Source organism: Trinickia camelliae (assembly GCF_053525655.1).
In genome coordinates this window covers 41,816-65,718 of the sequence record NZ_JBCHAA010000026.1, presented here as the reverse complement: position 1 = coordinate 65,718, position 23,903 = coordinate 41,816, and the positions used below count along the sequence as shown (strand labels likewise).

Below are 23,903 nucleotides of genomic sequence, written 5' to 3'. Positions count from 1 at the left end.
TGCACGAAGGTTCGCGCGATGAGGACTTCGTGAGTCAGCCACGCTTTAAAGGCGCATGGCGAAAACCAGTGTAGTTCACGCTATTTGCGGCGACCTGATGAAAATCGGACAAAAGCGCGGCACATTCAGATCGCACGGTACGTGGTTTTGATACCAAACGCTTAAATCCCCCACCTTCCGCCGCATTACGCAACAGCCAATCCCCCCCGAAATACAACCACCCCCAAAGAATCAACTCCAGTTTTATGTAATAGCGGCCCGCGCTTTCACTGCATACCATCCAAGCAAGGGTAGAACGGTGAACCGCCCCCTTCATTCCGATTGTTCGAAGGAGCCGCATCATGCATGAAGCCCTCGACGAGGACCGCCCCTGGTTCCACACGATGGCCCTGCTCAATTCTGAGCACCTCGTCCTGGCAGCGAGTCTTCGCCCCGCCCGCTCCGACTACCGCAACGGCTCGTACCGGACCTGCGCGATCAAGGTATTGGAACGTCAAGGCAAAGCCGCCGCCACGGTCGAGTGGCGCGATTCGACGGCCTGCTGCTATGGCGAGCAGATCTGGCGGCGCGGCACGGCGCGCAGGCGTAGCGTCTGCGCACTGAGCGGACAGCTCATCATGTCGGGCGATGCCGTCTATCGCCCTCGGCTGGTGCAGCCTCCCCCACGCAATATCGACGCGATGATCCTGGCCTCGGTGATGGAAACGATCCCGTGTGACGGCGTTGCCTAGCGCATGACACATGCGCGGCAAAAGGAGGACTCGTGGCAAGCCTCTTAAGCACTCAGGTTCCAACGGCGTCGGAGTCGATCGTCTACGTGATAGACGACGATGAATCGCAGCGACAAGCGCTATCGAGCCTATTGCGCTCGACCGGCATGCGGACCGAAGTATTCGGCTCGTGCGATGCGTTCCTGCAATTCGAACGGCCGGAGCTACCCAGTTGTCTCGTACTGGATGTGCGCCTGCAGGGCTACAGCGGCCTGGTTTTCCAGGACCAGGACGCGCTTCGCGACCATCCGGTTCCGATTGTTTTCATTACCGCCCACGGCGATGTCTGGATGTGCGCGAAGGCGATGAAAGCCGGCGCCGTCGATTTCCTGACGAAGCCCTTACGCGACCAGGAAGTCCTCGACGCCGTGGCGCTCGGCATCGAGCGAGACTTGGCGCGCAGGCAATCGAATGCGCTCAATGCCGAGCTGCGACGCCGCTACGCCGCGCTCACGCCGCGCGAACGGGAAGTCATGTCGCACGTCCTCGAGGGCCTGCTGAACAAACAGATCGCCGCCGGTCTGGCGCTGAGCGAAGTCACGGTGAAGATGCACCGCGGACAAGTCATGCACAAGATGGGCGCGCGATCGGTTGCCGACCTCGTGCAGAAAGCGGGGCTTCTCGGTCTCGCCCGGTTCAGCCTCAACTAGCCCGATGCCAGCCGAAGACACTCTGAAAGCGATCCGGGCCCATCTCATCGAAGAGATGCGTCTTGCCGTGCTTGAAGAGCTGAGCGCATCGATTGCCCACGAAATGGCTCAACCCCTTTCCGCGATCGTACTGGACGGCCAAGCCTGCCTTCGTTGGGCGCATCGCGACAATCCTTCAAGTGCCGAGATTCAGGCGTGCGTCGAGCGAATGACGAGCGACGGGCGCCGGGCATCGGACACCCTCAAACGGATTCGCGAGCATTGCCGGCGCGCTCCGCCACGGCTTGTGCGGACATCGATGAATGACATCGTCACGGAAGTCGCGCCGCTTATTGCAAATGAGATGGCCGCCTATGGCGCTACGCTGGAACTCCGGCTTTCGTCCCCGCTTGCCGACACGATGGCCGACGCCGTCAGGCTCGAGCAGGTCTTCCTGATCCTCACGCAGAACGCGCTGCAAGCGATGAACGGGACTCAAGGCAGGCCCGCGAAGCTGGTGATCGCCTCTTACGCGACGCATACGGACGCGGTCGCCGTCTCAGTGGCCGACAACGGACCTGGAATCGCCATCGAAGATCTGACACAAGTGTTCGAGCCTTTCATCACAACCCGAGCAGGCGCGTTAGGTCTGGGGCTCTCGATCTGCCGCTCCATCGTCGAAGCGCATGGGGGTCACATAACGGCTACGAACAATCCGGATCACGGCGCGACCTTCACCATCACTCTTCCGCGCGCCTGATCGAAACAGCGAAATAGCGTCACACTTGTTACTCCCAAGGTTCGATTCCCCGGTGCCAAGCTATCTCTCACGCCCAACCACGAGCGAGGAGCCGCACCTGGCGCCACGCGCCGCCGGAAATCGCTCACATCAGGAGAAACGCAAGCCATGACTACTTCATCCAGCAATGGACCGAAAGGCGGACAGCCTCTCATGCAGACGCCCCCCGTCGTGTCGCCGCAAGCGTGGGAGGCGGCCCGCGCGGAACTGCTCGTGAAAGAAAAAGCCCAGACCCGCGCGCGTGACGCCCTCGCTGCCGAGCGCCGGCGCATGCCGTGGATGGCGGTGGAAACGTCGTATGTGTTCGAGGGGCCCGCCGGCAAGGTCAGCTTGCTCGATCTGTTCGCCGGCCGGCGTCAGCTGATCGTCTATCGCGCGTTCTACGAGCCGGGCGTGTTCGGCTGGCCCGAACACGCCTGCCGGGGCTGCTCGATGGTGGCCGACCAGGTCGCCCACCTCGCCCACCTGAATGCGCGCGACACCACCCTGGTCTTCGCCTCGCGCGCGCCGCAGGCCGACATCGCGCGATTGAAGGCGCACATGGGCTGGGACGATATCCCGTGGGTCACCATCACCGACCGCTTCGACGCCGACTTCGGTGTCGACGAGTGGCACGGCACGAACGTGTTCTACCGCAACGGCGACCGCATATTCCGCACCTACTTCCTCAACAATCGCGGCGACGAGCAGATGGGGAGCACCTGGAACTACCTCGACATCACGCCGCTCGGCAGGCAGGAGGTCTGGGAAGACTCGCCCGCGGGCTATCCGCAGACCGCGACCTACAAGTGGTGGAACTGGCACGACAGCTACGTCGCGGATGCGGCGCCGGACAAGAAGTGGGTCGAGATTTCGGACGCCGGCGAAGCGGCGTTCCGAAACAAAGACTCGAAACCCTGACCGCTTAGAACGTGTACGAAACCTTGCCGAATGCCGTGCGGCCCAGCGAGTTGTATCCGTAAGCGGTCACGTACTGCCGGTTGAAGATATTCGACAGGTTAGCGGACACGGTCAGATGCGAATTGACCCGGTACGAGGCGCGCAGGTCGACCGTGGTGTACGACGGCAGATAAGTCGTATTGAGCTGGTCGTCGAAGGTCGATCCGCCGTACAGCACGGAGACGCCAGTGCTGAGCGCATGAAGATGGAACTCGTCCCAGTTGTGGTCGACGATCAAGCTGACCGTCTGACGTGGACGGCGATTGAGCCAGGTATCGTCGGAGACGTCTTGCGGATTCAGGATGCCCACTGAGAGGCTGACCGGGGTGGACTTGCCGAGCGTGCCCTTGTACGAGAGGTCGATGCCCTGGATGCGCGCCCGCCCGATGTTGTCCGGCGCCTGCGTTGCCGCGTTATACGAAATCAAATCGTGCACGCGGGTGTCGTAGATCGCCGCGGTGAACGTGCCGAACGACGTGTTCGCATCGAGCGCCGCCTCGACCGAATCGCTGCGCTCGGGCTGAAGGTTCGGATTGCCGAATGTCGGGTAGTACAGGTCGTTGAACGTCGGCAGGCGGAACGCGTTGCCATACGACAGCCGCGCCGTGTAAACCGGCGTGATCGCATACGAGAGCGCGACATTGCCCGTATTGACCGCGTTGCCTTCGACAATCTCGTGGCGTCCCGCGAGGAACAGCGTGACGGGGCCGAGCGTCGTCGATTGATGCAGCGACACCGCGGAATCGTTGCGCGTCGGCACGCCGCTTGGGATGTCGATCGGCAGGAAGGCCTGTTCGCGCGTGAAGTCGTACGCGAGCTTCGTCTCGCCCGACAGCGGCAGGCCAAACAGCTTGAACCCGCGTTCCTGATGGGTCAGTGAGGTCGACGTGCTGAAGCGCTGCGAGTCGATCTCGTCGGTCGGTATGGTCGGATCTGAGGCGTAGAAGAATTGGCGGTCGTTCGCGTAGCCGACGGACTGGTCGAACTGGGTGTCCGGCGTGATGTCCCAATGAAACGCCACGCCCGTCGTCAGCTGATGATCGAGCTCCTGGTCGACGCCGCCCGCGTTGTCGAACGAGAGATTGGACTTGTGATACAGCGCGAACGTGGAGATCGACCAGTCGCCGTGCGCGTAGCCGAGCCGCGCGTCGACGTCCTGCGCGTGATACGGGTTGCGGCCGTTCTCGTGGCCGAACGCATACGGCTGGGTCGCATCGATGCCGTCGGTGTTGTAGTCGTGCAGCCCCAGCGAATACGTGAGCCCGGAGAGCGCCGAAAGCGGGCCGGTCGACGGCACGCTGCCGGAAGTGCGAACCTGCGTGTCGAAGGTCGTGTTCGAGCCGCCGCCGAAGGAGACGGTGGTCTGATTCGGCTGATTCGACGCATGGCGTGTGAACAGCTGCACCACGCCGCCCACGGCGTTCGCGCCGAATGAAGCGGCGGCCGGGCCCGAGATCACCTCGACCCGGTCGAACGAAGAAGTCGCAAGATCCTGCCATTCGGCAATGCCCGTCGTGGAGGAGCCGACCCGGATGCCGTCGATGAACACGGCGACCTGCTGAGCCGACGAGCCCCGGATGCTGACCGAAGACGCGGAGCCCGGGCCGCCCGTTTGCGAAACGGTGACGCCAGGTAGCGTTGCCAGCGCCTGCGTGATGCTGGGGTCCTCGGGGGACAGGCGGTCGAGATCCTGACGCGTGAGCACCCAGGTCGTCGCATAGCGCTGATCGAACGACTGCGGCAAATGCTGCGTGTCGGCGGTCACGACGACTGCGGGCAACGTGGCGGTGTCGGACGAAACCTGCGCGGGCTGTGTCGGCGTCGAATCGTCCGCAGCCTGTGCGATCTGCGCGCCCAGCGAAAGCACGAGGACGGAGGAAACGCCCGCGACGTGACGGGATAAAGCTTTCTGAAAGAAAGCGGTTGTTCTAATCGTGGTGGACATATGACAGTTCCAGAGGTCGGAGCTGTCCTTGCAACGCGCGACCGCCAATGCGGCGCTGACGCATCGGGACACCCCGCCCGGCGCGGCTTGCTAGGACCTCGGTTGATGGCAGGTCTCCTGGCTTGCGGGTCGCCGCCCATTGCCGACCTTCCCGGTTTCCCAGTGGTCATGACTGGCATGAGCTCGCCGCGTACAGTTGCGGGGGCAGCCGCAGACTCGAAGCGTGGACGCTTCTACTGCGTTCCCTTTTGATCCCTTTGACGGGAACCATCAAGGCGGGAGGGTAACGATTCCCGCGCTGCGCAGTCAACCTTTGCGGGCCATCGCGCGCTTGCCGGGTGTCGCGTCGAAGCAACCTTCGCGGTTGAAGACGGCCGTGTAGAAGTCGATGAACGCCCTCACCTTCGACGACACCGTTTTCTTCGGAGGATAAACCGCCCATACGGCCGCAGCCGCCCTCGCAGGCTGCGCCTCCCACTCGGGCAGCAACTGGACCAGCTTGCCGTCGCGCAACGCGTCGCCGATCGCCCAGGTCGGCAGCAAGGCAACGCCGCGCCCCGCCATCGCGAGATCCAGCACGGCTTCGGTATCGTCGAGGCGCAGCCTCCCGCGCAGCGTCACCGATACGGCTTCTTGCTTAGTGTGCACGCGATTGATGAGCAGCCAGCGGTCGTCCTCCACGCGAGAAAAACGCAGCGCGGCATGCGCCGCCAGGTCCGCCGGCGATCCAGGCGCGCCGTGTTGCGCGACATAAGCGGGGCTTGCGCAGACCACGCGCCGATGCGCCGCCAGTTGCCGCGCCATCAATTGCGAGTCCGGCAGGACGCCGATGCGGATCGCGAGATCGATCCCCGACTTGATGATGTTGAGCACCTCGTCGGTCATCACGACGTCGACGTCGATCTTCGGATAACGGTCCATGAACTCAGGCAGGTGACGGATCACATGCCTCCGGCCAAACGAGCAAGGCATCGTCACGCGCAAGAGTCCGCGCGGCGAACTGTTGAGCGACGACGTGACTTCGCGCGCTTCTTCGAGGCTCTTGACGACGACCACCGCCTGCTCGCGGAACACGCGCCCGCCTTCCGTGAGCACGAGGCCCCGGGTCGAACGATTGAAGAGTGCAATCCCCAGATCGCGTTCGAGTTCGGTGATGTAGCGGGAGACGGTCGAGGTCTTCACCTCGATGCGCGCCGCCGCTTTGCTGAAGCTTCCCAACTCCGCGGCGGAAAGAAATGCGCGTATTGCAGCGAAGTAATCCATGGGCGGGAAAAGGTGTCGCGGGCCATATGGCGCCACTTGGCGCCACGTGCAGTGTAGGGCAAGGCACTCGATTCAGTGTTCCCTTTTATGCAAAGCTGAATTCCGCGCGGCGCGGTTCTGCTGCGCTCGGGTTGCTCCTAAATTGCAGTCAGCTGCTGACGTGCAATGACTTGCGGTCGTTCGCATCAGCGCCGCTCGCTGCAAGGCGCAGCGAGTCAATTCAGGAGCCACTCGATCATGCTTGATAAAACCACGCTTTCGACACTTCAGATCAACGATGAAGCCGTCATGCGCGATGCGCAATATTTCGAATACACCTCGTCGGCAAATCCCATCGGCGCAAAGCTGATTACGCGCGTGCCGTATCGGTCCTTTCCTTCGGTGCTGTACGAAGACGGACCGACGCGCATCGTGCCGCTCGATCTTTCCCCCGATTTGGGCTGCGATTACCCGGCAACAGGCCCCGGCTTGCTGGCCAACTTCCTGCGCATCGTCGCGGGAGAGAAGCTGTCGGTCAATCCGAACGCGACCTCGCAAGTGTTCTATGTGCTGGAAGGCGCCGGCACGGTCGCGCAGAAGGACACGGCCTTCCGTTTCGGCAAGGGCGACTTCTTCTCGTTGCCGGGCGGCGGCGAAGTCGTGCTGGCCGCTGAAGCGACCGCGCGCCTCTACTACGTGAACGATGGACCGCTGCTGAATTATCTGGGCGTCGAGATTTCGCGGGCCCGCTTCACACCTACGCTCTACCCTGCTGCAAAGGCCAAGGAGGAGCTCGACAAGGTGTCGAGCGCGCCGAACGCCGGCCGGCGCAACCGCGTGAGCGTCTTGCTCGGCAACCGGCACTTTCCGCAGACCCGCACCGTCACGCACTCGATGTGGGCAATGTTCGGCGTCATCGCACCGAACAGCACGCAGAAACCGCACCGCCATCAGTCGATCGCACTCGACTTCATTCCTGCGTGCAAGCCGGGGGTTTATACGCTGGTCGGCACGGAGCTGGATGCCGAAGGCAACATCGTCAATCCGGTACGCGTGGACTGGATGCCGGGCATGGCATTCGTGACGCCGCCGGGCCACTGGCATGCCCACTTCAACGAATCGGATGACGTGGCGTACGTCATTCCGTTGCAGGATGCCGGGCTTCAGACCTACCTTCGCTCGCTTGATATTCGGTTTTCGCGCTAGCCGCTGGTGAGTGGAACAGCCGGAGTGCTGGATGTGACGGACAGCACTTCGGCACTATCGAGGTATCACGCTCGACGTCACGCTCGCGGAACGAAGAATCGATACAAAGCCGCACGATAAGAGGCAGCGGCGTACTATCCGTTTCGAAATGGTCACTTAGTACCGTTCCGTTCATCAGGACGACAACAACAAAGGAGTCCACGTGAGATTGACGGCCGTGATCATCATTCTTTTTGCCCTGGTTAGCGCGCCTTGCCGTGCCGCCAATGTCGGTTTCGAAGAGGTCAAGATAGCGAATGGCGCGGAGCCGCCGCTAACGGCCGGGATCTGGTATCCAACCGATGCGCCGGCCACACCGCACGCCTTGGGCACCTTCACTCAGACCGTGGCGCCGGACGCTCCGATCGCCGGCCAGCGCCTCCCGCTGGTGGTGATGTCGCATGGCGGCGGAGGACGGTACGACAGCCACTACGATACGGCTCTCGCCTTGGCTCACGCGGGCTTCGTGGTAGCGGCAGTCAGCCACGCCGGCGACACTTCCGATGACCAGAGCCATGTGTTGGAACTGTGGCGCCGTCCTGCCCAGCTTCACCGGCTGGTGGACTACATGCTCGAAGAGTGGCGTTGGCACGGGCAGCTTGACGCGGCCCGCGTCGGTGCCTTTGGCTTTTCCAACGGTGGCTTCACCGTGCTCGTGGCCGCAGGCGGAATCCCTGATCTTTCGAAGATCGCCCCGTATTGCGAGGCCCACCCGGAGCACGATCTATGCGAGGCCTTGAAGCACGCCGGTGTCGATCCCCATATCGGGGCGGATGTTCCCGTCAGCAACTGGGTCCACGATCCTCGCATCAAGGCCGTAGTCGTCGCCGCGCCCGCGTTCGGCTTCACCTTCGGCCGCACAGGGTTAAGCAGCGTCCAAGCCCCGATCCAGCTCTGGCGAGCGGCTGACGATCGTCATCAACCCGATCCCTACTATGACGAGGCAGTGCGCGCCGACCTGCCCCAACCGCCCGAATATCACGTAGTCGCGGACGCGGGCCACTACGATTTCCTGCCACCCTGCGATGCCCGCCTGTCACGAAAGATGCCGCAAATCTGCAACAGCCTGCCGGGCTTCGACCGTACAGCATTCCATGAACATTTCAACGCCGATGTCGTGCAGTTCTTCCAGGACCCGTCCAAATCCGACGATGTCACATCACACTCTGCGGATTGATGCGACGAGGCCGACCTAGAATAGGACGAAGGTCAAAGCCATCGGAGGGTCACATGAGCAGCGCTGCAGTCGGGACTCCGAACATGCGGGGCGTGGACATGAAGCTCGAGGTCGTCGTCATCCCTGTTTCGGACGTCGATCGCGCCAAGCGCTTTTACGGCGGCTTGGGGTGGCGGCTCGACGCCGACTTCGCCTCGGATGATGGCGGCTTCCGCGTCATCCAGTTCACGCCGCCCGGTTCCGGGTGCTCGGTCATCTTCGGCAAGAACGTCACCGCGGCCACACCCGGCTCCGCGCAGGGCCTGTATCTGATCGTCTCCGACGCCGAAGCCGCTTGCAAGGAACTGCAGGGACGTGGCGTGGAGATCAGCGGAGTGTTCCATGACGCCGCCGGCGCGTACGCCGGCTCGGATGAGCCCTATCTGTTCGGACGGAATCGAGTAAGCGGTCCGGACCCCGAGCGTCGCAGCTACCGCTCGTTCGCCTCGTTCAGCGATCCGGACGGCAATGGCTGGCTGTTCCAGGAACTCACTCAGCGAGCGCCCGGTCGCGTGGACACCGACGCCACGACCTTCACCTCGCGAGCGGACCTCGCGGCGGCGTTCCGGCGGGCGGAGGCCGCGCACGGCGAGCACGAGAAGCGGATGGGCGGCCAACGCGATGAGAATTGGCCCGAATGGTACGCGGAGTACATGGTTTGTGAGCAAGCAGGAAAGGACCTGCCCTTGTGAGCTGGCGGTACTGACTATCGCCTGAGGAGAAGCACCATGCCCGACTCTTCGCAGTTCGACATCGACCGCACTTATCCGGGCCGGTGGACGATTACCTTCAGCAACCCGCCGATCAACATGTTTGTTCCTACGACGATCGTCGAAATGGGAGCGCTATTGAGCGACCTCGAGGCGGACACGTCCGTGAAGGTCGTCGTGTTCCAGTCGGCGAATCCCGATTTTTTCGTCGCCCATCTCGACGTAGCCAAGGCCGCTGAACAGCCAGAGGTGCTGGTCCTTTGGCGCGACTGCGTGCTGCGACTCTCGTCCATGCCAGTCGTGAGCATCGCCAAGATTCGCGGCCGCACGCGCGGCATCGGTAACGAGTTCGTGCTCGCTTGCGACATGCGCTTTGCCAGCCGGCAAAGCGCCCTGTTCGGCAACCCCGAGGTCGGCGTTGGTCTGGTCCCGGCCGGCGGAGCGATGGAATGGCTGCCGCGCTTGGTCGGCCGCTCCCGGGCACTTGAGATCGTGCTCAGCGCCGACGATTTCGATGCTGACATCGCCGAGCGCTATGGCTGGGTGAACCGCACGCTGGACGATGACGAACTCGACTCGTTTGTCGATACGCTCGCTCGACGTCTGGCCTCATTCGACCGCGAGACACTCGGCGCGGCGAAAGCTCAGGTCAATCGGTTTGGAACGCCGACAAGTGGCGAGCTCCAGTCGAGCATTGACCTGTTCTTCCCGGCGCTGGCCTCGCCAAGTGGGCAGGCACGCCGTGCCAAGCTTCGAGCTCTGGCCTATGGTGTTCCGAGCGACTTTGAAATGAACTTCGGTAGGTACCTGCCTGCGCTTGGGCGGGCGAGCAACGATGACACGGACTAGCCGCTCGCCAACTAATCTATCCCTTCTTACCGCGAGTTCTTAAAGGCTAACCGCGTCCAGGTCACTCCCATGTTCCGGTTCGCTTGCTGAACGGACTCGGTATGGACATTGAGCACAGGTTGCAATCCTTGGACGCGCGCGAGCTCGACGAATTTCAGCCCATACGCCAGCATCCAAACGAACCAACGGGTGCGAGACCGTCCCGCTCAGTTTGATCGGAGTTCGCGCACTCCTCGACCCAGTCTCCGGCGAAGCAACGTTCGAAGCGTTGCGCCGTCTGCGTAGCCGACTTCTGCGGCAATGGCATCCAGATCCATCGAGCTTGTCTCGATCAGATGCCTGGCACGCTCGACCCGCCGATCCTGAAAGTAGGCCAAGGGGGATTTGCCGAGCACGGCTTCGGCACGCCTTTGCAGCGTCCGCGGGGTCGTTGCGAGGTCATGCGCGGCCCCCTGCAGCGAGAATCCCCTCGCCAGATTCGCGCGTGTCCATCGCTCGAATCGCTCGATGAGAGGATCACGATGTGCGAGGTGATCGGGGATGATATAGGGCGCCTGGGATACCCGTCCGTCGACCAACATGTACCGCGCCACGAGCGTGGCTAATTCCGGGCTCGCTTGCCGAATCAGCCAGAGCGCGAGATCCAGATGCCCCATCGCCGCGCCAGCGGTCACGAACGGCCCCGAAGGGACGAGCATGCGGTCTTGGTCGAGGCGAACTTCAGGGTAGCGGCTTCGGAATAACGGGCTGAGCCACCATGTCGTGGTCGCCTCCTGCCCGTCGAGCAGGCCCGATTCGGCGAGGACGAAAGTCCCTATGCAAGCGGCGGCGATTCGGACACCTTGTCCTTGCCAACGACGCAACTGTGCGCCGGCATCCCGTACGGCCGGACGTTCGAGACATTGCACCAAAGCATCAGGCGTTCCGGCACTGATCGCGGGCACCACGATCCAGTCCGGCAGCGGCATGCTGTGCGTCTTTTTTGTGGGGACGCTCATGCCGAGCGCCGTTCTGATTCGGGATCGGAGGCCGACCAACTCGACGTCGAACGGCCGTGGCTCGCCGGGACGCGCAACCGCGGCCAGCCCATTCGCGATCCTGATTGCGTCGAGTACCACGGCCATGCCCGTATCGAACACGCCATCCAAGGGAAAAACGAAGATACGCATGGCGTAAATGCCTCGAATAATGTCATTTGCGAGGCTATTTCCCCGGCCGGTTTAAGACTATTCTGCGCGACAGAAAACCTTCAATGGAGGAGCAAGGAATGTCTAAGGCATCAGCAAGGAAAGATACCGGCAGCGAGCACCCGCTCGACGACGTCGTATGGAATGCGCTCACCAGCAAGCAGCGCCGCTTTGCATTCGGGGATGATCGAGCACTGCGGTTTCCGACAGCCATGTCGCGCTTTGCTGCCATGGCCGATGCCAGTCCGGCATCCTTCGAAGCCTTGCGTGGATTGATCGAGGCGCACGGTCCGGTTGCTTTGGTTACCCCGGGCGAGGTCCTGCCTCCGGCCGGGCTCTCCGTCATCACGCATACGACGCTGCTTCAGATGATCTGGCAAGGCAAGCTCGACCCCACGAGTGCCTGGGAGCACGTCAGGCTCTCCGAGCGTGATGTGCCTGAGATGCTCGCCCTGACCACTGCAACGCAGCCTGGGCCGTTTGGCCCGGACACCATCGAACTCGGCGATTATCTCGGCGTGCGCAGAAACGGCACGCTGGCCGCAATGGCGGGTGAGCGCATGCGGCTCGACGGATATACCGAAATCAGTGCCGTCTGTGTGGATGCCGAATTTCGAGGACAAGGTCATGCGGCCGGCCTGACGAGGCTGCTGATTGCGGCCATCCGCGCGAGAGCCGAAACACCCTTTCTGCATGTGTTCAAACTGAACCACGCCGCCATCGCGCTCTATCGGACGCTGGGTTTTGTCGAACGGCGTGAGATGCATCTCACGGTACTCGGGGGAGCGTAGACATAGCCGGATTTCCGAGCACGCTACCCGGCATCGAAGCGGTGGAAACGGGCCGCGCGAAGTCCGCCGAGCCGCCATCCCGCACGCTTGCCGTGGTTCGCGGCAGTCCCGGTTCAACGTCGTGCCCAGGCGTACCGGCAATGTCTATGTCGTCTGCGCGTATCGCGTAGGTTATCCATTTACGGGCGAACTGAATCCACGTCCTGATCTTTGCATCGAGATATTGCCGGGAAGCGTAAACCGCGTAGACATTGAGTTCCTGCAGATAGTAGTCGGGCAACACCCTGACCAGCGATCCCGCTCGCAAAGCGGAACGGACGGCGAGCGTCGGAAGGGTTCCGATGCCCATGCCTTCGTGCAATGCCGCCGCCATCGCTTCGGACATGTTCACCTTGAAGCGGCTGGCGGGAAGCTGGAATTCGCGCTCTCCGTCCGGGCCCATGAGCCGCCATCGGTCCGACGCAAACAAGGGCAACGTCAGTTGCAGACACGCATGGCTCGTTAGATCCTTTACGGTGCGAGGCATGCCATGGACCTCCAGATAGTGCGGCGCGGCGCACAGGACCGTGCGGATAGCCCCCAGATGATGGCAAATGAAGTTCGAATCCGGCAGCGTATCGGGCGACAAGCGGATTGCCACGTCGTAGCCTTCTTCCAGAAGGTCCGGCACGTGCTGCGACAGCGTCAGGTCGACGGTGACTTCCGGATAGCGCGCCTGATAGGCGGCAATCGCGGGTATAACGTAGTTCTGGCCGATGCTCGGCGTCGCATGAATCCTGATTGTCCCTGCCGGAATGGCGTGGGCGTCCGAAGCCTCCGCCTCGGCTGCAGCGACGGATGCGAGAATCTCGCGGCAACGCTCTAAATACCGCTGGCCAGCTTCGGTCACTGCGACTCGACGCGTCGTGCGGTTCAGGAGCCGGGTGCGCAGATGGTCTTCGAGCTCGGTGACCGAGCGCGACATCGCAGTCAGCGTCGCTGACAGCTGATGTGCCGCCTTCGTAAAGCTGCCCGTGTCCGCCACTGCGACAAAGGCTTTCATGTTTCTGATGGTATCCATACTCGGCGTCCGCCTGCAAAGAGGGATCGTTTCGGCGATGAAGCAAAGCAACCTAGTCGGTAGTGGTGGCGGGCGTCTGCGCGTCCTTGCGCTGCCAGCCGCCGCCAAGCGCTTTGATGAGTGAGACGTCGGCGGTCATCCGGCGCGTCGCTATGTCGACCTGCGTCAGTCGCGCGGCAAGCTCGATGTTCTGCGCCTCGATGACGTTGTAGTAGTTGGCCAGCCCACCGGAATAGAGATGCGTCGCCTGTGCCGTCGAATCCGCAGCGGCGGTCACGGCGGCTTGCTGGCTGGTGGCCTCGCGAGCGAGGAGGTGCAGCGAAGCGAGACTGTCTTCGACCTCGCCGTACGCATCGAGCACGGTCTGGCGGTATTGCGCCGCCGCCTCGTCATACGAAGCGCGGGCACGGTCATTGAGCGCATGACGCTTGCCGCCGTCGAGGAGGTTCACTACGGCGGAAGGGCCCAGTGACCACGCTTCTGCAGGCGCCGTGAATAGGTGGTTCGGCATGGCGGCCTCCAGACCGAGAAGCGCGTTCAAATTGAAGGCCGGGTAATAGGCGGCCTTGGCGACGCCGATGTCCGCATTGGCGGCCGCGACCCGGCGTTCCGCCGCCGCGACGTCGGGACGCCGTTCGAGCAGAGCGGCCGGCAGTACCGGCGCGATGTCGGGCGGCGTTGCATCGAGCTTGTTTTCAGGCAGCGCAAAGCCCGCCGGCGGCTGTCCCGTGAGGATCGCGATGGCGTGTTCGAGGTTCGTGCGCTTCAGCCGGATTTCAGTGGCCTGTGTCGTGGCGCTTTCGAACTGCGCCTCGGCAGCGGAGACATCCGGCTTGGCCGCGTACCCGATGTTGAACCTTGCCTGCGTAAGCTCCAGCGCTTTGCGATAGTTCTCGACCGTTCGGTCGAGCACGTCCTGTTCGGCATCGTCGCCGCGCAGGATGAAGTAGTCGCTGGCGAGCTCGGCATGGAGGCTCAGATCCACCGTTGCGAGATCGGCGGCGCTGGCCTGCTCCCGGTCCACGCCGGCCTTCGCCTGGTTGCGCACGCGTCCCCAGACGTCGATTTCGTAATTGAAGTCGAGTCCGAGACTGTAGTTATTGAAGGACCGGCTCGGCAACGGATTCGCCACCTCGCGCGACAAGCCCTGGCGCGATGCGGACCCGCTCGCGTCGAGCGTGGGGTAATAGTCGGCCTGCGCCGTCCTTGCGTCGGCGCGTGCTTCGTCATACTGAGCGACGGCAACCTTCAGGTTCTGGTTCGCGGCGCTCACCTGGTCTTCCAGCCGGTCGAGCGCCGGGTCCTGGAAGATCATCCACCATTGACCGCGTGGCGCCGAATCCCTTGGCGTCGCCGGCGTCCAGTCCGCGGACTCCTTGAAGTCGGTGGGCGTCGCAACGGCTGGAGGCACGTAGGTCGGCGCGAAATCACAGGCGCAGAGCAGGCACGCGACGAGCGGTACGCTGCGTTTCAGAAGTCGCTTCATGACCGGCCTCCCGGCGCCGCATTGCGATCGCTCTGCTCCCGCACGCGCTCGCCGTCGGCGAGCGAAGCAGGCGGGTTGAGAATGATCTTCTCGCCCGGCGCCACCCCGGTCGTGACTTCGACTATCGGACCGAAATCGCGGCCTAGCGTGACCGTATGCAGCGTGACGAGGCCACTGCTTGCGAGGCTCGCCACGCGCACCCCTTCGGCGCGAAACAGCAGCGCGTTGGCTGGAATGTTCACGCCGCGCTGCGCGACCGGCACCTTGAAGTGGACCTCGGTATAGCCGCCTGGGAACAGCTCACCGCCCGCGTTGTCGGCTTCGAGCTCGACGAGCAGGGTCCGCGCTCCCGGATTGATTGCGTCGGCGGAGCGCGTGAAGTTCGCCGGGAAAGTCCGTCCCGGGTATTCCGGGAACTGCAACGTAGCCGTGACGCCGGGCTTCACGAGCGCCGCGTAGCTCTGCGGCACCTGGACATAGATCCTGAGCTTGCTGGTGTCGGCAACGCGGAAGAGTTCCGGCCCGCTGCCGCTGCCGGCATTGATGAGGTTGCCGACGTCGGTTTCGCGCGCCGTGACGACGCCGTCATAGGGCGCCACGACCCGCTCGAACCCGACCAGTTGAGTCAGACGCTCGACGTTCGCCTCGGCAGCGGCCACGAGCGCGGCCTTGGCCGTGGCATCGCTGGTGGCCTGATCATCCTGCTCGGCTGAAACCGATTGCGTCGGCAGCAACGCGTGGACGCGTTTCGCCGTTTGCTGCGCAACGAGGTTGTTCGCGTTTGCTGTTGCCAGGTCAGCCTTCGCTTGGCGGAGCTGCTGTTCGACTTCGGGCGAGTCGATCTCGGCCAGGAGCGTCCCCGCCTTCACGCGCGTACCGATGTCGGTGTACCAGCGCTTTACATAGCCGCTGGTGCGCGCGTAGATCGGCGTCTCGGATTCGGCCTGCACCGTGCCGGGCAGCACGAGCGCTTCGTCGGCGGGACCGGCGGCGGCCGTGATCACGGAGACGGTCGGCAGCGCCTCGTCGGCGGTGACCTTGACGAGCGCCGCCTCGGCACTGTCACGCGACCAGATGCCCCACGCGATCGTGCCGATCACGAGGAGTGCGCCGCACAGCGGCAGCAGCTTGCGCCGCTGCAGTTGATTTTCACTCATGTTCAAACTCCCTATCCAATACTCGTTGTTGGGTGGAGCCGGGTGCCGGCGCCCTCTTCTCGCCGCCGTGAATCAGGCTGAACACGGCGGGCACCAGGAACAGCGTGGCGACGGTGGCGAAGGCAAGCCCGCCGATCACGGCGCGGCCGAGCGGCGCGTTCTGTTCGCCGCCATCGCCGAGGCCCAGCGCCATCGGCACCATGCCGATGACCATCGCGAGTGCCGTCATCAGTACGGGGCGAAAGCGGGCGAAGCCGGCGTCCGTCGCTGCCTTCGACGCATCGCCGCCCACCTCGAGCAGACGATCGCGGGCGAAGCTCACCACCAGGATGCTGTTTGCGGTCGCGACTCCGACGCTCATGAGTGCGCCGGTGAGCGCCGGCACGGAGAGCGGCGTGCGGGTCAGGAACAACATCCAGACGATGCCGGCCAGCGCGGCGGGCAACGCCGTGACGATGATGAAGGCGTCGGTCCAGGACTGGAAATTGATGACGATCAGCAGATAGACGAGCATGATCGCGAAAGCGAGACCACCATAGAGGCCCGTGAAGGACGTATGCATCGTCTGCACTTGGCCACGCACCACGATGGACGAGCCGCGCGGCAGGTCCTTTTTCGCGGCATCGACGATCTTGTTGACGTCGGTTGCAACACCACCGAGATCGCGGTCCTGCACGGCGGCGTAGATGTCGATCGTCGGCTTCACGTTGTAGTGCGAGACCACAGCCGGTCCCACGCTGCGCTTGATCGTGCTGACTGCCCCTAGGATATTCGGCTGGCCGCCTGCGGCCGTGAGCGGCACGTTGCGAAGCGCGTCCAGCGAATCGAGCTGCGGCTGCGGCGTCTGGGTGACGATCGGATAGGAGACGCCGTTTTTCGGATCGAGCCAGAACGTCGGGTTGGTCTGGAAGCTGCCCGTCAGCGTGAACAGCAGGTCGTTGGCCACCTCGCGCTGCGACAGGCCCACATCCTGCGCGCGGCTGCGGTCGACGTTGACGTCGAACTCCGGATAGTCGAGGTCCTGCTGGATGCGCACATCGGCAATGCCCGACACGTGCCGCACCTGCGACAGCAGTCGCTGCGCGAACGCGTCGTTGGCCTCGACGTTGAATCCGCTGACCTGGATATCGATTGGCGCCGGGGCGCCGAAGTTCAGGATCTGGCTAACGATGTCGGCAGGCAGGAAAGCGAAGCTCACGCCCGGGTACGCCTGCGGCAACGATGCCCGCAACTGACGCACATAGTCCGCGGTCGGACGATGCTTCTCTTTCAGCGTGATGAGAATGTCGGCATCGGCGGCGGTAGTCGGTGCGGAGTTGCTGTACGAGAGGTTGAGGGCGCTCACCGGCAGGCCGATATTGTCGACGACGCTTGATATTTCGGATCCCGGAATTGTCTTGCGAACGGTCGCCTCGACTTCATCGGTGAGTCCTGCGGTTTCCTCGACCCGCAGCCCAGCATGGCCGCGCAGGTGCAGCTTGATCTGACCGCTGTCGACCGACGGAAAGAAGTTGCTGCCGAGCCACGGAACGAGCGCAAGGGACGCCAGCATGCAGCCGAGAAACACCGCGATGAAGACGCGGCGCCGTGCAATCATGCGCGCCAGGAGCTGGTGGTAGCGCAGCCGCAGTGTCTCGAAGCCAAGCTGGAAGGCACCCTGCAGTCTGACGAACGCATTGCGCGAGCCGTGCTCCGCGTCGTGCCCCTCGTGCATCCGCAGCCAGTACTTCGCAAGGGTGGGGATCAGCGTGCGGGAGAGCACATAGGACGCGAGCATGGCGAAGACGATCGCCTCCGCCAGCGGCACGAACAGATAGCGCGCGACGCCGGACAGGAAGAACATCGGGGCAAAAACTATGCATATGCACAGCGTAGCGACCAATGCCGGCACGGCGATTTCCTGAGCGCCTGCGAGGACGGCCGTCTCGACTTCAGCGCCACGCTCGAGATGGGCATTGATGCTTTCGATGGCGACCGTGGCATCGTCGACCAAAATGCCGACGGCGAGCGCCAGTCCCCCCAGCGTCATGATGTTGATCGTATCGCCGAGAAGCGACAGCCCGATCAGCGAGCAGAGCACTGACAGCGGGATCGAAATGGTGATGATGAGCGTCGAGCGCCAGCTTCCGAGGAAGAGCAGGATCATGAGCGCGGTCAACGCGGCGGCTATCACGCCTTCACGGACCACGCCGCTGATGGCCGACTTGACGAATACCGATTGATCGCCGATCGGCTGAATGTCGAGCGCGGACGGTGACGCGTTGCGCACGGACGGCAGCAGCGCCTTGATCTGACCGATGATATCGAGGGTCGACGCGGTGCCTGTCTTCTGGATCGTCATCAGCGACGCGTGCTGGCCATCGACGCGGACAATGTTGGTCTGCGGCGCCGCGCCGTCACGCACATGCGCAACGTCGTGGACGTAGACGAGCGTGCCGTTGACCGTTTTGATCGGCAGGTCGTTGAGGTCCTGAACCGCAACCGGGCTGCCGTTCAGTTTGATGTTGTACTCGAACTCTCCTACCTTTTGCGTGCCGGCGGGAATGATCAGGTTCTGCGCGTTGATCGCGTTGACCACGTCGTCGGCCGAAACGCCGCGCGCCTGCAACTGCTGCTGGTCGAGATCGACCTGCACCTGGCGTACACGCCCCCCGTACGGATACGGAATGGATGCGCCCGCAACGCCAACGAGCTGAGTTCTGACGAAATTGTTGGCGAGGTCGAAGAGACCCTGCTCCGGAATCGTCTTACTGGAAAGCGCCAGCTGGATGATGGGGACGCTGGAGGCGTTATAGGAGACGATAAGCGGCGGCGTGATGCCTGGCGGCAATTGCTTGAGCCACGTTTGTGCACCCGCCGTCAACTGACTCACCGGCAGATCGATGTTCGTGCCAGGACGAAAAAAGTACTTGATAACCGCAACGCCCGAGAGCGACTGCGATTCGATATGCTCGATATTGTTGACCGTGATGAGCGTAAATCGCTCGAAGTTGCCGGTGATCCGGTTGCCCATCTCGTTCGGCGGCAGGCCGCTATAGTTCCAGATGACGCTGACGACCGGAATGTTGATATTGGGAAAGATATCCGTCGGCGTACGCAGCACGGTGAGCGGCCCGATTATGGCGAGCAGCAGCGCGAGGACGATAAACGTATAGGGTCTTCTGAGTGCGATCCTGACGATCCACATAGTGACACTCCAATTGGGTGCAGATGCACGTGCTTACAGGTTTCGGTGCTGACGGACGACCTGACGGTCGAACCGTCGAACGCACTCAGCTTCGTTGCGTTGCCCTCTACATCAATCCGCGCGCGGCACGTCGAGCGTCGTGTCGTTGATGCGATTGAAGGTATTGGTGAACACTGTCAGTGCGATCGCGAGCGCGATTTCAACCAGTTGCGCATCGGTGTAACCGGCCGCCCTGATTGCCGCAAACTGCTCGGCGGTTATCGTGCCGCTGCTCTGCTGAAGGAGCCGTACGAATTGCACGAGCGCATCACGCTTTGCATCGCCCGTGGGATTGCCTGCGCGGATCTGCTTGAGCGATTCCGGTGAAAGCCCCACCATTTTCCCGATCATGACGTGCGCGCCAACACAATAGTCGCAGCCATTTAATTCGCTGACGACAACCTTGGTTGTTTCGATATCCTTACCGCCTAGCGTGCCTGCACCGAGGATCTCTTCAGCGTTCATATACGCCTTGAGGACATCGGGGGACAAGGCGCCGACCGCGGCAAACAGATTCGGAACAACGCCACCCGTTACTTTTTTGGTCGCGGCGTGGGCTTCGGCAACGGCACCCGTGGCGGATGCGACGTCGGGTACGGAGATACGGCTCATTTTGGATTCCTTCGATATGTGGATATGAGCCGCAACTGTAAATTAAGGCGTTACGTTCGCCGAGTCGCGAATGCATCAAAGGCTCGCTCGAAAGGATCAACCTCACTCGCCCCCGCGATCGCGTCAGCTAACTGCGTCTGCCTCGTCGTCCGATACCCGGGGGGCACCGCCCTTAAGCGCTTGCTGCCGCCAGTCGCCCGGCGTCATCCCCATCCGCTGAGCAAACACGCGCCCAAACGCAGACACCGACTGATACCCGACCTGATCGGCAACCGCTTCGATGGACGATGTGGATTTTCGCAACGCGTTCGCGGCGGTGCTGACTCGGATATCGGTCAGCAGATCCATCGCGGAGCAGCCGAGACTCGCCTGGAAATGCCGCATGAACGTGGCGCGCGACATGCAGCATAGTTCGGCCAGTTCCGGAAGCGTCCACGCTCGCGCTGGGTCGCTGAACATGACAGCGGCCGCAGGCGCGAGCCTTGGGTGGGCGGCGAGCGCCAGCACGCCGGTACGTGCGTGACCGGCCTCACCGGCCGCCCGCAACGTCAACGCAAACAGCGCAGACGAAAGCGCGTTCAGGATCGCGCCACTGCCCACTTCGTTGTCCATCGATTCGGCCCGCATCAGCGCGACGAGCCGGCTCAGACGTTCGGCCTGCGGCAGGCTCTGTGCAGCGATGCCAATGTCTTCGGTACGCACCACGAGTGCCGATGGTAGATAGCTTCGGATTAACCGGTCATGAGGCGGCGCGACGAAAAATCGCCCGCACAACATGTCCAGCGCCTCGCCAGTGCCGCCATTTTCGCTAACAAGAAAACTGCCCGAAGCGCGTTCCTTGGATGGCACCGGTGGCGCGCCGCTGCCGTCGTGCAGCACATGCGCCGAACCGTGCGGCAGCAACACGATGTCGCCCGCCCGTAATTCGTAGGTTGCCCTATCATCCGAATTCTCGAGTAAGGCCGTGCCGGTCAATATGATGTGGTACGGTATTTCTTGAGGTCCGGCCTGGGTGTATTTCTTTGCCCACGGCGCTCCCAACGCGCACCGAGTTTGCAGTTTCCCGGTGACGGTCACGAGTTCCATGAATCGGGTGAGCCAGTCAGTCTGGTATTCCATATCGGACAACCCCATTGATAGCGGCATATGACCGTTAAGCGCTCGTTCGACGTGCGATAAATCGCAATACAAAGAACGCCGGGCCGCTGCCTTATAGACTACAACCAGTTGTCAATTTCACCGGCCCCTGCTATTTCGCACCGTAGAGTTCTTGCGGCGGCGCCCGCGTGCCGCTATGGTCGCCGCCGATCGAGCGCGCTTTTGGCGCCGTTGTTCGCTTCAGTCCGGCGCGCGATGCAGGGCGCCGATCTTGTTGCCGTCCGGATCGCGCAGATAGGCGAGATAGAGGCCGCCAGACGCGGTCTTACGCACGCCGGGTGGCGCTTCAGCCGAAGTTCCACCGTTGGCGACCCCGGCGGCATGCCACCGATCGACCTGCTCGGCCGACTGGCAGGCAAAGCCAATCGTTCCACCATTGGCAGGGCTAGCCTGCTGACCATTGATCGGCTGGGTGACGATAAAAAGCCCGGTGTTGGTGCGATAGACATAGCGCCGGCGCACATCGTCATCGTCGCTGAGGCCTTCACCATAGCCGAGCGCGCCTAGCACCGCATCGTAAAAGCGCTTTGCTTTATTCAGGTCGTTGGTACCGACCACTACGTGACTGAACATTGCTTCCTTCCTACTTAAGTAAATAAACCACGCCCCATCCGATGCTGTGGCCGTCGCGCATGAAGAGCGACAATGCGCAACGGCCAAGCGATGCATATGCACAAATACCGACGTGCAAAAACGTTTGGTGAGACGTGCGCGCCTTATCCGATCACACCGTGACGATGTTCGTGATGACCTCGATGTTGCCGTGCACAGACTTCGAGTAAGGGCAGTGCTGATGGGTCAGCTGCGCGACTTCCTCGACGATTTCCGTTGCCAGACCGGGCACGCGGACGGTGAGTTGGGCGCCTAGGCAATACCCGGCACCAGAGGACCCAATGCTTACCTCGATGTCCACGGAATAGTCGGACGGCAGCGCGACCTTCTTCAGCGAGGCCACCCTCCCGAACACCGTGGTGTAACAGGCCGCCCACGCGCCCGCAAACAACTGCTCGGCTCTCGGGTGCAGGTCGGCGGCGATGAACTCGAGGCTTTCAACGCCGGGCGCCGACAGCGTGAGGTCGAGGGCGCCGGGTTTGACGTTGGGGTCGCGATTGATCGCGGCGTGGGTGGTGCCTGAGGCGAGAACTTTTTCGATCTTTTCCATGATTGATTCCTTCGATGTGAGGTTAGGAGCCGCAACTTTAAATTGAGGCGTCACGCTCGACGAGTCGTGAATGGGTCAAAGGTGCGCTCGAAAGGATCAATCTGTGAACGGTGGCGTCAGTTCGCGACGCTTTTGCATCTAGTCAGAAAGCTCGTGCTGGCGGGTACCGCTCGCCTAGCGGCGAGCCCGGGACGGATCCGGAGGTGCTCGAGGTGGGGAAATCGACGGGACGCGTAGGGCGATGCCCGGTAGACGGGTCGACCGCCCCTTCCCCGCGAAACCACAGCAGCGGCCGCCCCTTTGGTAAAGCGTCGCGAACTGACGCCACCTGTCACCGATTGATCCTTTCGAGCGTGCCTTTGACCCATTCACGACTGGGCGAACACAACGCCTCAACTTAAAGTTGGGGCTCCTACCCACACATCGAAGGATCGCCAGATGAAGTCCCTTATTCAAGCCGTTGTCGTTGCCGTCGCCCTTGCTGCTCCGGTTGCCGTGTTTGCCCAATCGAACGCCCCTGTCACCCGTGCACAGGTACGCGCCGAACTAATCCAGCTCGAAAATGCTGGTTACCACCCCGGCGATGGCGACAACACCACTTATCCGGAGCAGGTTCAGGCTGCGGAAGCCAAGGTGGCAGCACAAAACGATGCAACAGGCGTTGGCGGTGTCGCCAATGGCTCATCGGATGCGGGACGCCCGGCCATCTCGAAGGCCGACTGGAACGCGATCTACAGCCATCCGTAACAGATTTGTCGCTGTCACGGTGCCGCGATTGCGTCGTGACAAGTTTGATTAAACGGAAGCTGTTTTTTATTTTTATTTGGAGTCAACCATGACCGTAAACACCGATGCTGAAATCCGCCACGTTTATGAACGCTGGCATGAAACGATCCTGAGCCGCGATCTGGACGGCCTGATGGCGCTCTATGCCGAGGACGCCATCCTTGAAACCCCTTTGATCCTGGTGACTTTGAAAGACAGCACTGAGGGTATCTTGAAGGGCAAAGCGCAAATCCAGCCCTTCTTCGACGCGGGTCTTCGCAAACTACAGAACGACCTTGGCCGCTGGTATCGAACGGGGACGTTCTTCTCCAATGGCCGGCAACTGACCTGGGAGTATCCGCGCGACACACCGCACGGCGATCAGGTTGATCTTGTCGAGGTGATGGACATCGAGAACGGGCTCATTGCCCACCACCGGGTCTATTGGGGATGGGTCGGCTTCAAGGCACTCGTCGCCGGCTTGAACAAGCCTGCTTCATAAGCACGCTGAGCACTCATGCAGCGCCCGGTACGGGCGGCAACCAGCGTCAGCTAGGTTGTCGTCCTTCCGGATCTTCCTTGAAACCTAACCGAAGGACCCGATGATTAACGTTCTCGCTTTTATCACCACGCTCCCTGGCCATCGTGACGAAGTGCTCGCTGCATATCGCGCGAACACCGTTCCAGTACGCGCCGAAATGGATGCATCGAATACGCCGCCTTCTTCGATCCCGTGAACGTTGAAGAAACTCCGATTGCGCTTGGGCAGGACAGCTTCGTCGTCGTTGAGAAGTGGGACGACTATTCGCAGTTTCAGGCCCATCTGGCCTCCCCTCACGTGGGCGAGTACGGTGCGAAGATCAAACATCTGATCGCGAAGCGCGTCATTCACGTACTTTCGCCTGTCGATACGGCCGCTTCAGACGCTTAAGTAATTGTTGAGCGGCCTACCGTT

The 23,903-nt window shown here is 62.3% G+C and carries 23 protein-coding genes and 1 riboswitch; of the genes, 12 read left to right on the top strand and 11 right to left on the bottom strand.

Annotated elements, in window-relative coordinates:
• Positions 1–341 precede the first annotated feature (341 nt).
• The 4 genes from AAHK20_RS31375 (at position 342) to AAHK20_RS31360 (ending at position 3,098) form a co-directional block, all read left to right on the top strand.
• Positions 342–731, top strand: coding sequence for a DUF3331 domain-containing protein (locus AAHK20_RS31375; protein WP_449185399.1), 390 nt, complete (start codon positions 342–344; stop codon positions 729–731).
• Positions 732–763: 32 nt separating this feature from the next.
• Positions 764–1,420, top strand: coding sequence for a response regulator transcription factor (locus AAHK20_RS31370; protein WP_449185398.1), 657 nt, complete (start codon positions 764–766; stop codon positions 1,418–1,420).
• On the top strand, positions 1,362–2,159 hold the full coding sequence (locus AAHK20_RS31365; protein ID WP_449185397.1) for a sensor histidine kinase: 798 nt from the start codon (positions 1,362–1,364) through the stop codon (positions 2,157–2,159). Before AAHK20_RS31370 ends, AAHK20_RS31365 begins: the two co-directional genes overlap by 59 nt.
• 147 nt (positions 2,160–2,306) lie before the next feature.
• Positions 2,307–3,098: a DUF899 domain-containing protein gene (locus tag AAHK20_RS31360; protein ID WP_449185396.1), complete on the top strand. Its 792-nt coding sequence runs from the start codon at positions 2,307–2,309 to the stop codon at positions 3,096–3,098.
• A gap of 4 nt (positions 3,099–3,102) precedes the next feature.
• Here the strand turns inward: AAHK20_RS31360 and AAHK20_RS31355 are convergent, their stop codons facing one another.
• Positions 3,103–5,082 (bottom strand): TonB-dependent receptor domain-containing protein, encoded by a 1,980-nt coding sequence (locus tag AAHK20_RS31355; protein WP_449185395.1) that lies wholly within the window; start codon positions 5,080–5,082, stop codon positions 3,103–3,105.
• A gap of 90 nt (positions 5,083–5,172) precedes the next feature.
• Positions 5,173–5,369, bottom strand: a riboswitch (cobalamin riboswitch).
• 19 nt (positions 5,370–5,388) lie between these two features.
• The gene (locus AAHK20_RS31350; RefSeq protein ID WP_449185394.1) at positions 5,389–6,345 is read right to left on the bottom strand and encodes a LysR family transcriptional regulator; all 957 of its coding nucleotides are present in this window, start codon (positions 6,343–6,345) and stop codon (positions 5,389–5,391) included.
• Positions 6,346–6,582: 237 nt separating this feature from the next.
• On the opposite strand from AAHK20_RS31350, the gene AAHK20_RS31345 reads away from it, so the two are divergent.
• From AAHK20_RS31345 to AAHK20_RS31330, 4 genes are all read left to right on the top strand, one after another.
• On the top strand, positions 6,583–7,530 hold the full coding sequence (locus tag AAHK20_RS31345) for a cupin domain-containing protein (RefSeq protein ID WP_449185393.1): 948 nt from the start codon (positions 6,583–6,585) through the stop codon (positions 7,528–7,530).
• 202 nt (positions 7,531–7,732) lie between these two features.
• A complete protein-coding gene (locus AAHK20_RS31340) occupies positions 7,733–8,746 on the top strand; it encodes an alpha/beta hydrolase family protein (RefSeq protein ID WP_449185392.1) in 1,014 nt (337 codons plus the stop codon).
• 53 nt (positions 8,747–8,799) lie between these two features.
• The gene (locus AAHK20_RS31335) at positions 8,800–9,477 is read left to right on the top strand and encodes a VOC family protein (RefSeq protein ID WP_449185391.1); all 678 of its coding nucleotides are present in this window, start codon (positions 8,800–8,802) and stop codon (positions 9,475–9,477) included.
• Between the two features lie 36 nt (positions 9,478–9,513).
• The gene (locus tag AAHK20_RS31330; protein WP_449185390.1) at positions 9,514–10,344 is read left to right on the top strand and encodes an enoyl-CoA hydratase/isomerase family protein; all 831 of its coding nucleotides are present in this window, start codon (positions 9,514–9,516) and stop codon (positions 10,342–10,344) included.
• Positions 10,345–10,550: 206 nt separating this feature from the next.
• On the opposite strand, the gene AAHK20_RS31325 is transcribed toward AAHK20_RS31330, so the two are convergent.
• Positions 10,551–11,513: a GlxA family transcriptional regulator gene (locus AAHK20_RS31325; RefSeq protein ID WP_449185389.1), complete on the bottom strand. Its 963-nt coding sequence runs from the start codon at positions 11,511–11,513 to the stop codon at positions 10,551–10,553.
• Positions 11,514–11,611: 98 nt separating this feature from the next.
• On the opposite strand from AAHK20_RS31325, the gene AAHK20_RS31320 reads away from it, so the two are divergent.
• The gene (locus AAHK20_RS31320) at positions 11,612–12,322 is read left to right on the top strand and encodes a GNAT family N-acetyltransferase (RefSeq protein WP_449185388.1); all 711 of its coding nucleotides are present in this window, start codon (positions 11,612–11,614) and stop codon (positions 12,320–12,322) included.
• Here the strand turns inward: AAHK20_RS31320 and AAHK20_RS31315 are convergent.
• The 8 genes from AAHK20_RS31315 to AAHK20_RS31280 all read right to left on the bottom strand — a co-directional run bounded on the left by AAHK20_RS31315 (position 12,300) and on the right by AAHK20_RS31280 (position 22,183).
• Positions 12,300–13,382, bottom strand: coding sequence for a LysR family transcriptional regulator (locus AAHK20_RS31315; protein ID WP_449185387.1), 1,083 nt, complete (start codon positions 13,380–13,382; stop codon positions 12,300–12,302). The two genes, AAHK20_RS31320 and AAHK20_RS31315, sit on opposite strands and share 23 nt — an antisense overlap.
• A 52-nt stretch (positions 13,383–13,434) precedes the next feature.
• Positions 13,435–14,868 (bottom strand): efflux transporter outer membrane subunit, encoded by a 1,434-nt coding sequence (locus AAHK20_RS31310; protein ID WP_449185386.1) that lies wholly within the window; start codon positions 14,866–14,868, stop codon positions 13,435–13,437.
• On the bottom strand, positions 14,865–16,025 hold the full coding sequence (locus AAHK20_RS31305; protein ID WP_449185385.1) for an efflux RND transporter periplasmic adaptor subunit: 1,161 nt from the start codon (positions 16,023–16,025) through the stop codon (positions 14,865–14,867). The genes AAHK20_RS31310 and AAHK20_RS31305 overlap by 4 nt, the downstream gene beginning before the upstream one ends.
• Positions 16,018–19,212: an efflux RND transporter permease subunit gene (locus tag AAHK20_RS31300; protein WP_449185384.1), complete on the bottom strand. Its 3,195-nt coding sequence runs from the start codon at positions 19,210–19,212 to the stop codon at positions 16,018–16,020. Before AAHK20_RS31300 ends, AAHK20_RS31305 begins: the two co-directional genes overlap by 8 nt.
• A gap of 111 nt (positions 19,213–19,323) precedes the next feature.
• Positions 19,324–19,863, bottom strand: coding sequence for a carboxymuconolactone decarboxylase family protein (locus AAHK20_RS31295; protein WP_449185383.1), 540 nt, complete (start codon positions 19,861–19,863; stop codon positions 19,324–19,326).
• 123 nt (positions 19,864–19,986) lie between these two features.
• Positions 19,987–20,982, bottom strand: coding sequence for a cupin domain-containing protein (locus AAHK20_RS31290; RefSeq protein WP_449185382.1), 996 nt, complete (start codon positions 20,980–20,982; stop codon positions 19,987–19,989).
• Between the two features lie 219 nt (positions 20,983–21,201).
• Positions 21,202–21,594 carry a VOC family protein gene (locus tag AAHK20_RS31285; RefSeq protein WP_449185381.1) on the bottom strand — a complete coding sequence of 131 codons (393 nt, stop codon included), beginning with the start codon at positions 21,592–21,594 and terminating at the stop codon, positions 21,202–21,204.
• A gap of 151 nt (positions 21,595–21,745) precedes the next feature.
• Complete coding sequence (locus AAHK20_RS31280) at positions 21,746–22,183, bottom strand: OsmC family protein (protein ID WP_449185380.1); 438 nt, start codon at positions 22,181–22,183, stop codon at positions 21,746–21,748.
• Between the two features lie 438 nt (positions 22,184–22,621).
• On the opposite strand from AAHK20_RS31280, the gene AAHK20_RS31275 reads away from it, so the two are divergent.
• From AAHK20_RS31275 to AAHK20_RS31265, 3 genes are all read left to right on the top strand, one after another.
• The gene (locus tag AAHK20_RS31275) at positions 22,622–22,930 is read left to right on the top strand and encodes a DUF4148 domain-containing protein (protein WP_449185379.1); all 309 of its coding nucleotides are present in this window, start codon (positions 22,622–22,624) and stop codon (positions 22,928–22,930) included.
• Between the two features lie 88 nt (positions 22,931–23,018).
• The gene (locus AAHK20_RS31270; RefSeq protein WP_449185378.1) at positions 23,019–23,450 is read left to right on the top strand and encodes a nuclear transport factor 2 family protein; all 432 of its coding nucleotides are present in this window, start codon (positions 23,019–23,021) and stop codon (positions 23,448–23,450) included.
• Between the two features lie 162 nt (positions 23,451–23,612).
• Positions 23,613–23,879: a putative quinol monooxygenase gene (locus AAHK20_RS31265; RefSeq protein WP_449185404.1), complete on the top strand. Its 267-nt coding sequence runs from the start codon at positions 23,613–23,615 to the stop codon at positions 23,877–23,879.
• The last annotated feature ends 24 nt before the right edge of the window (positions 23,880–23,903 follow it).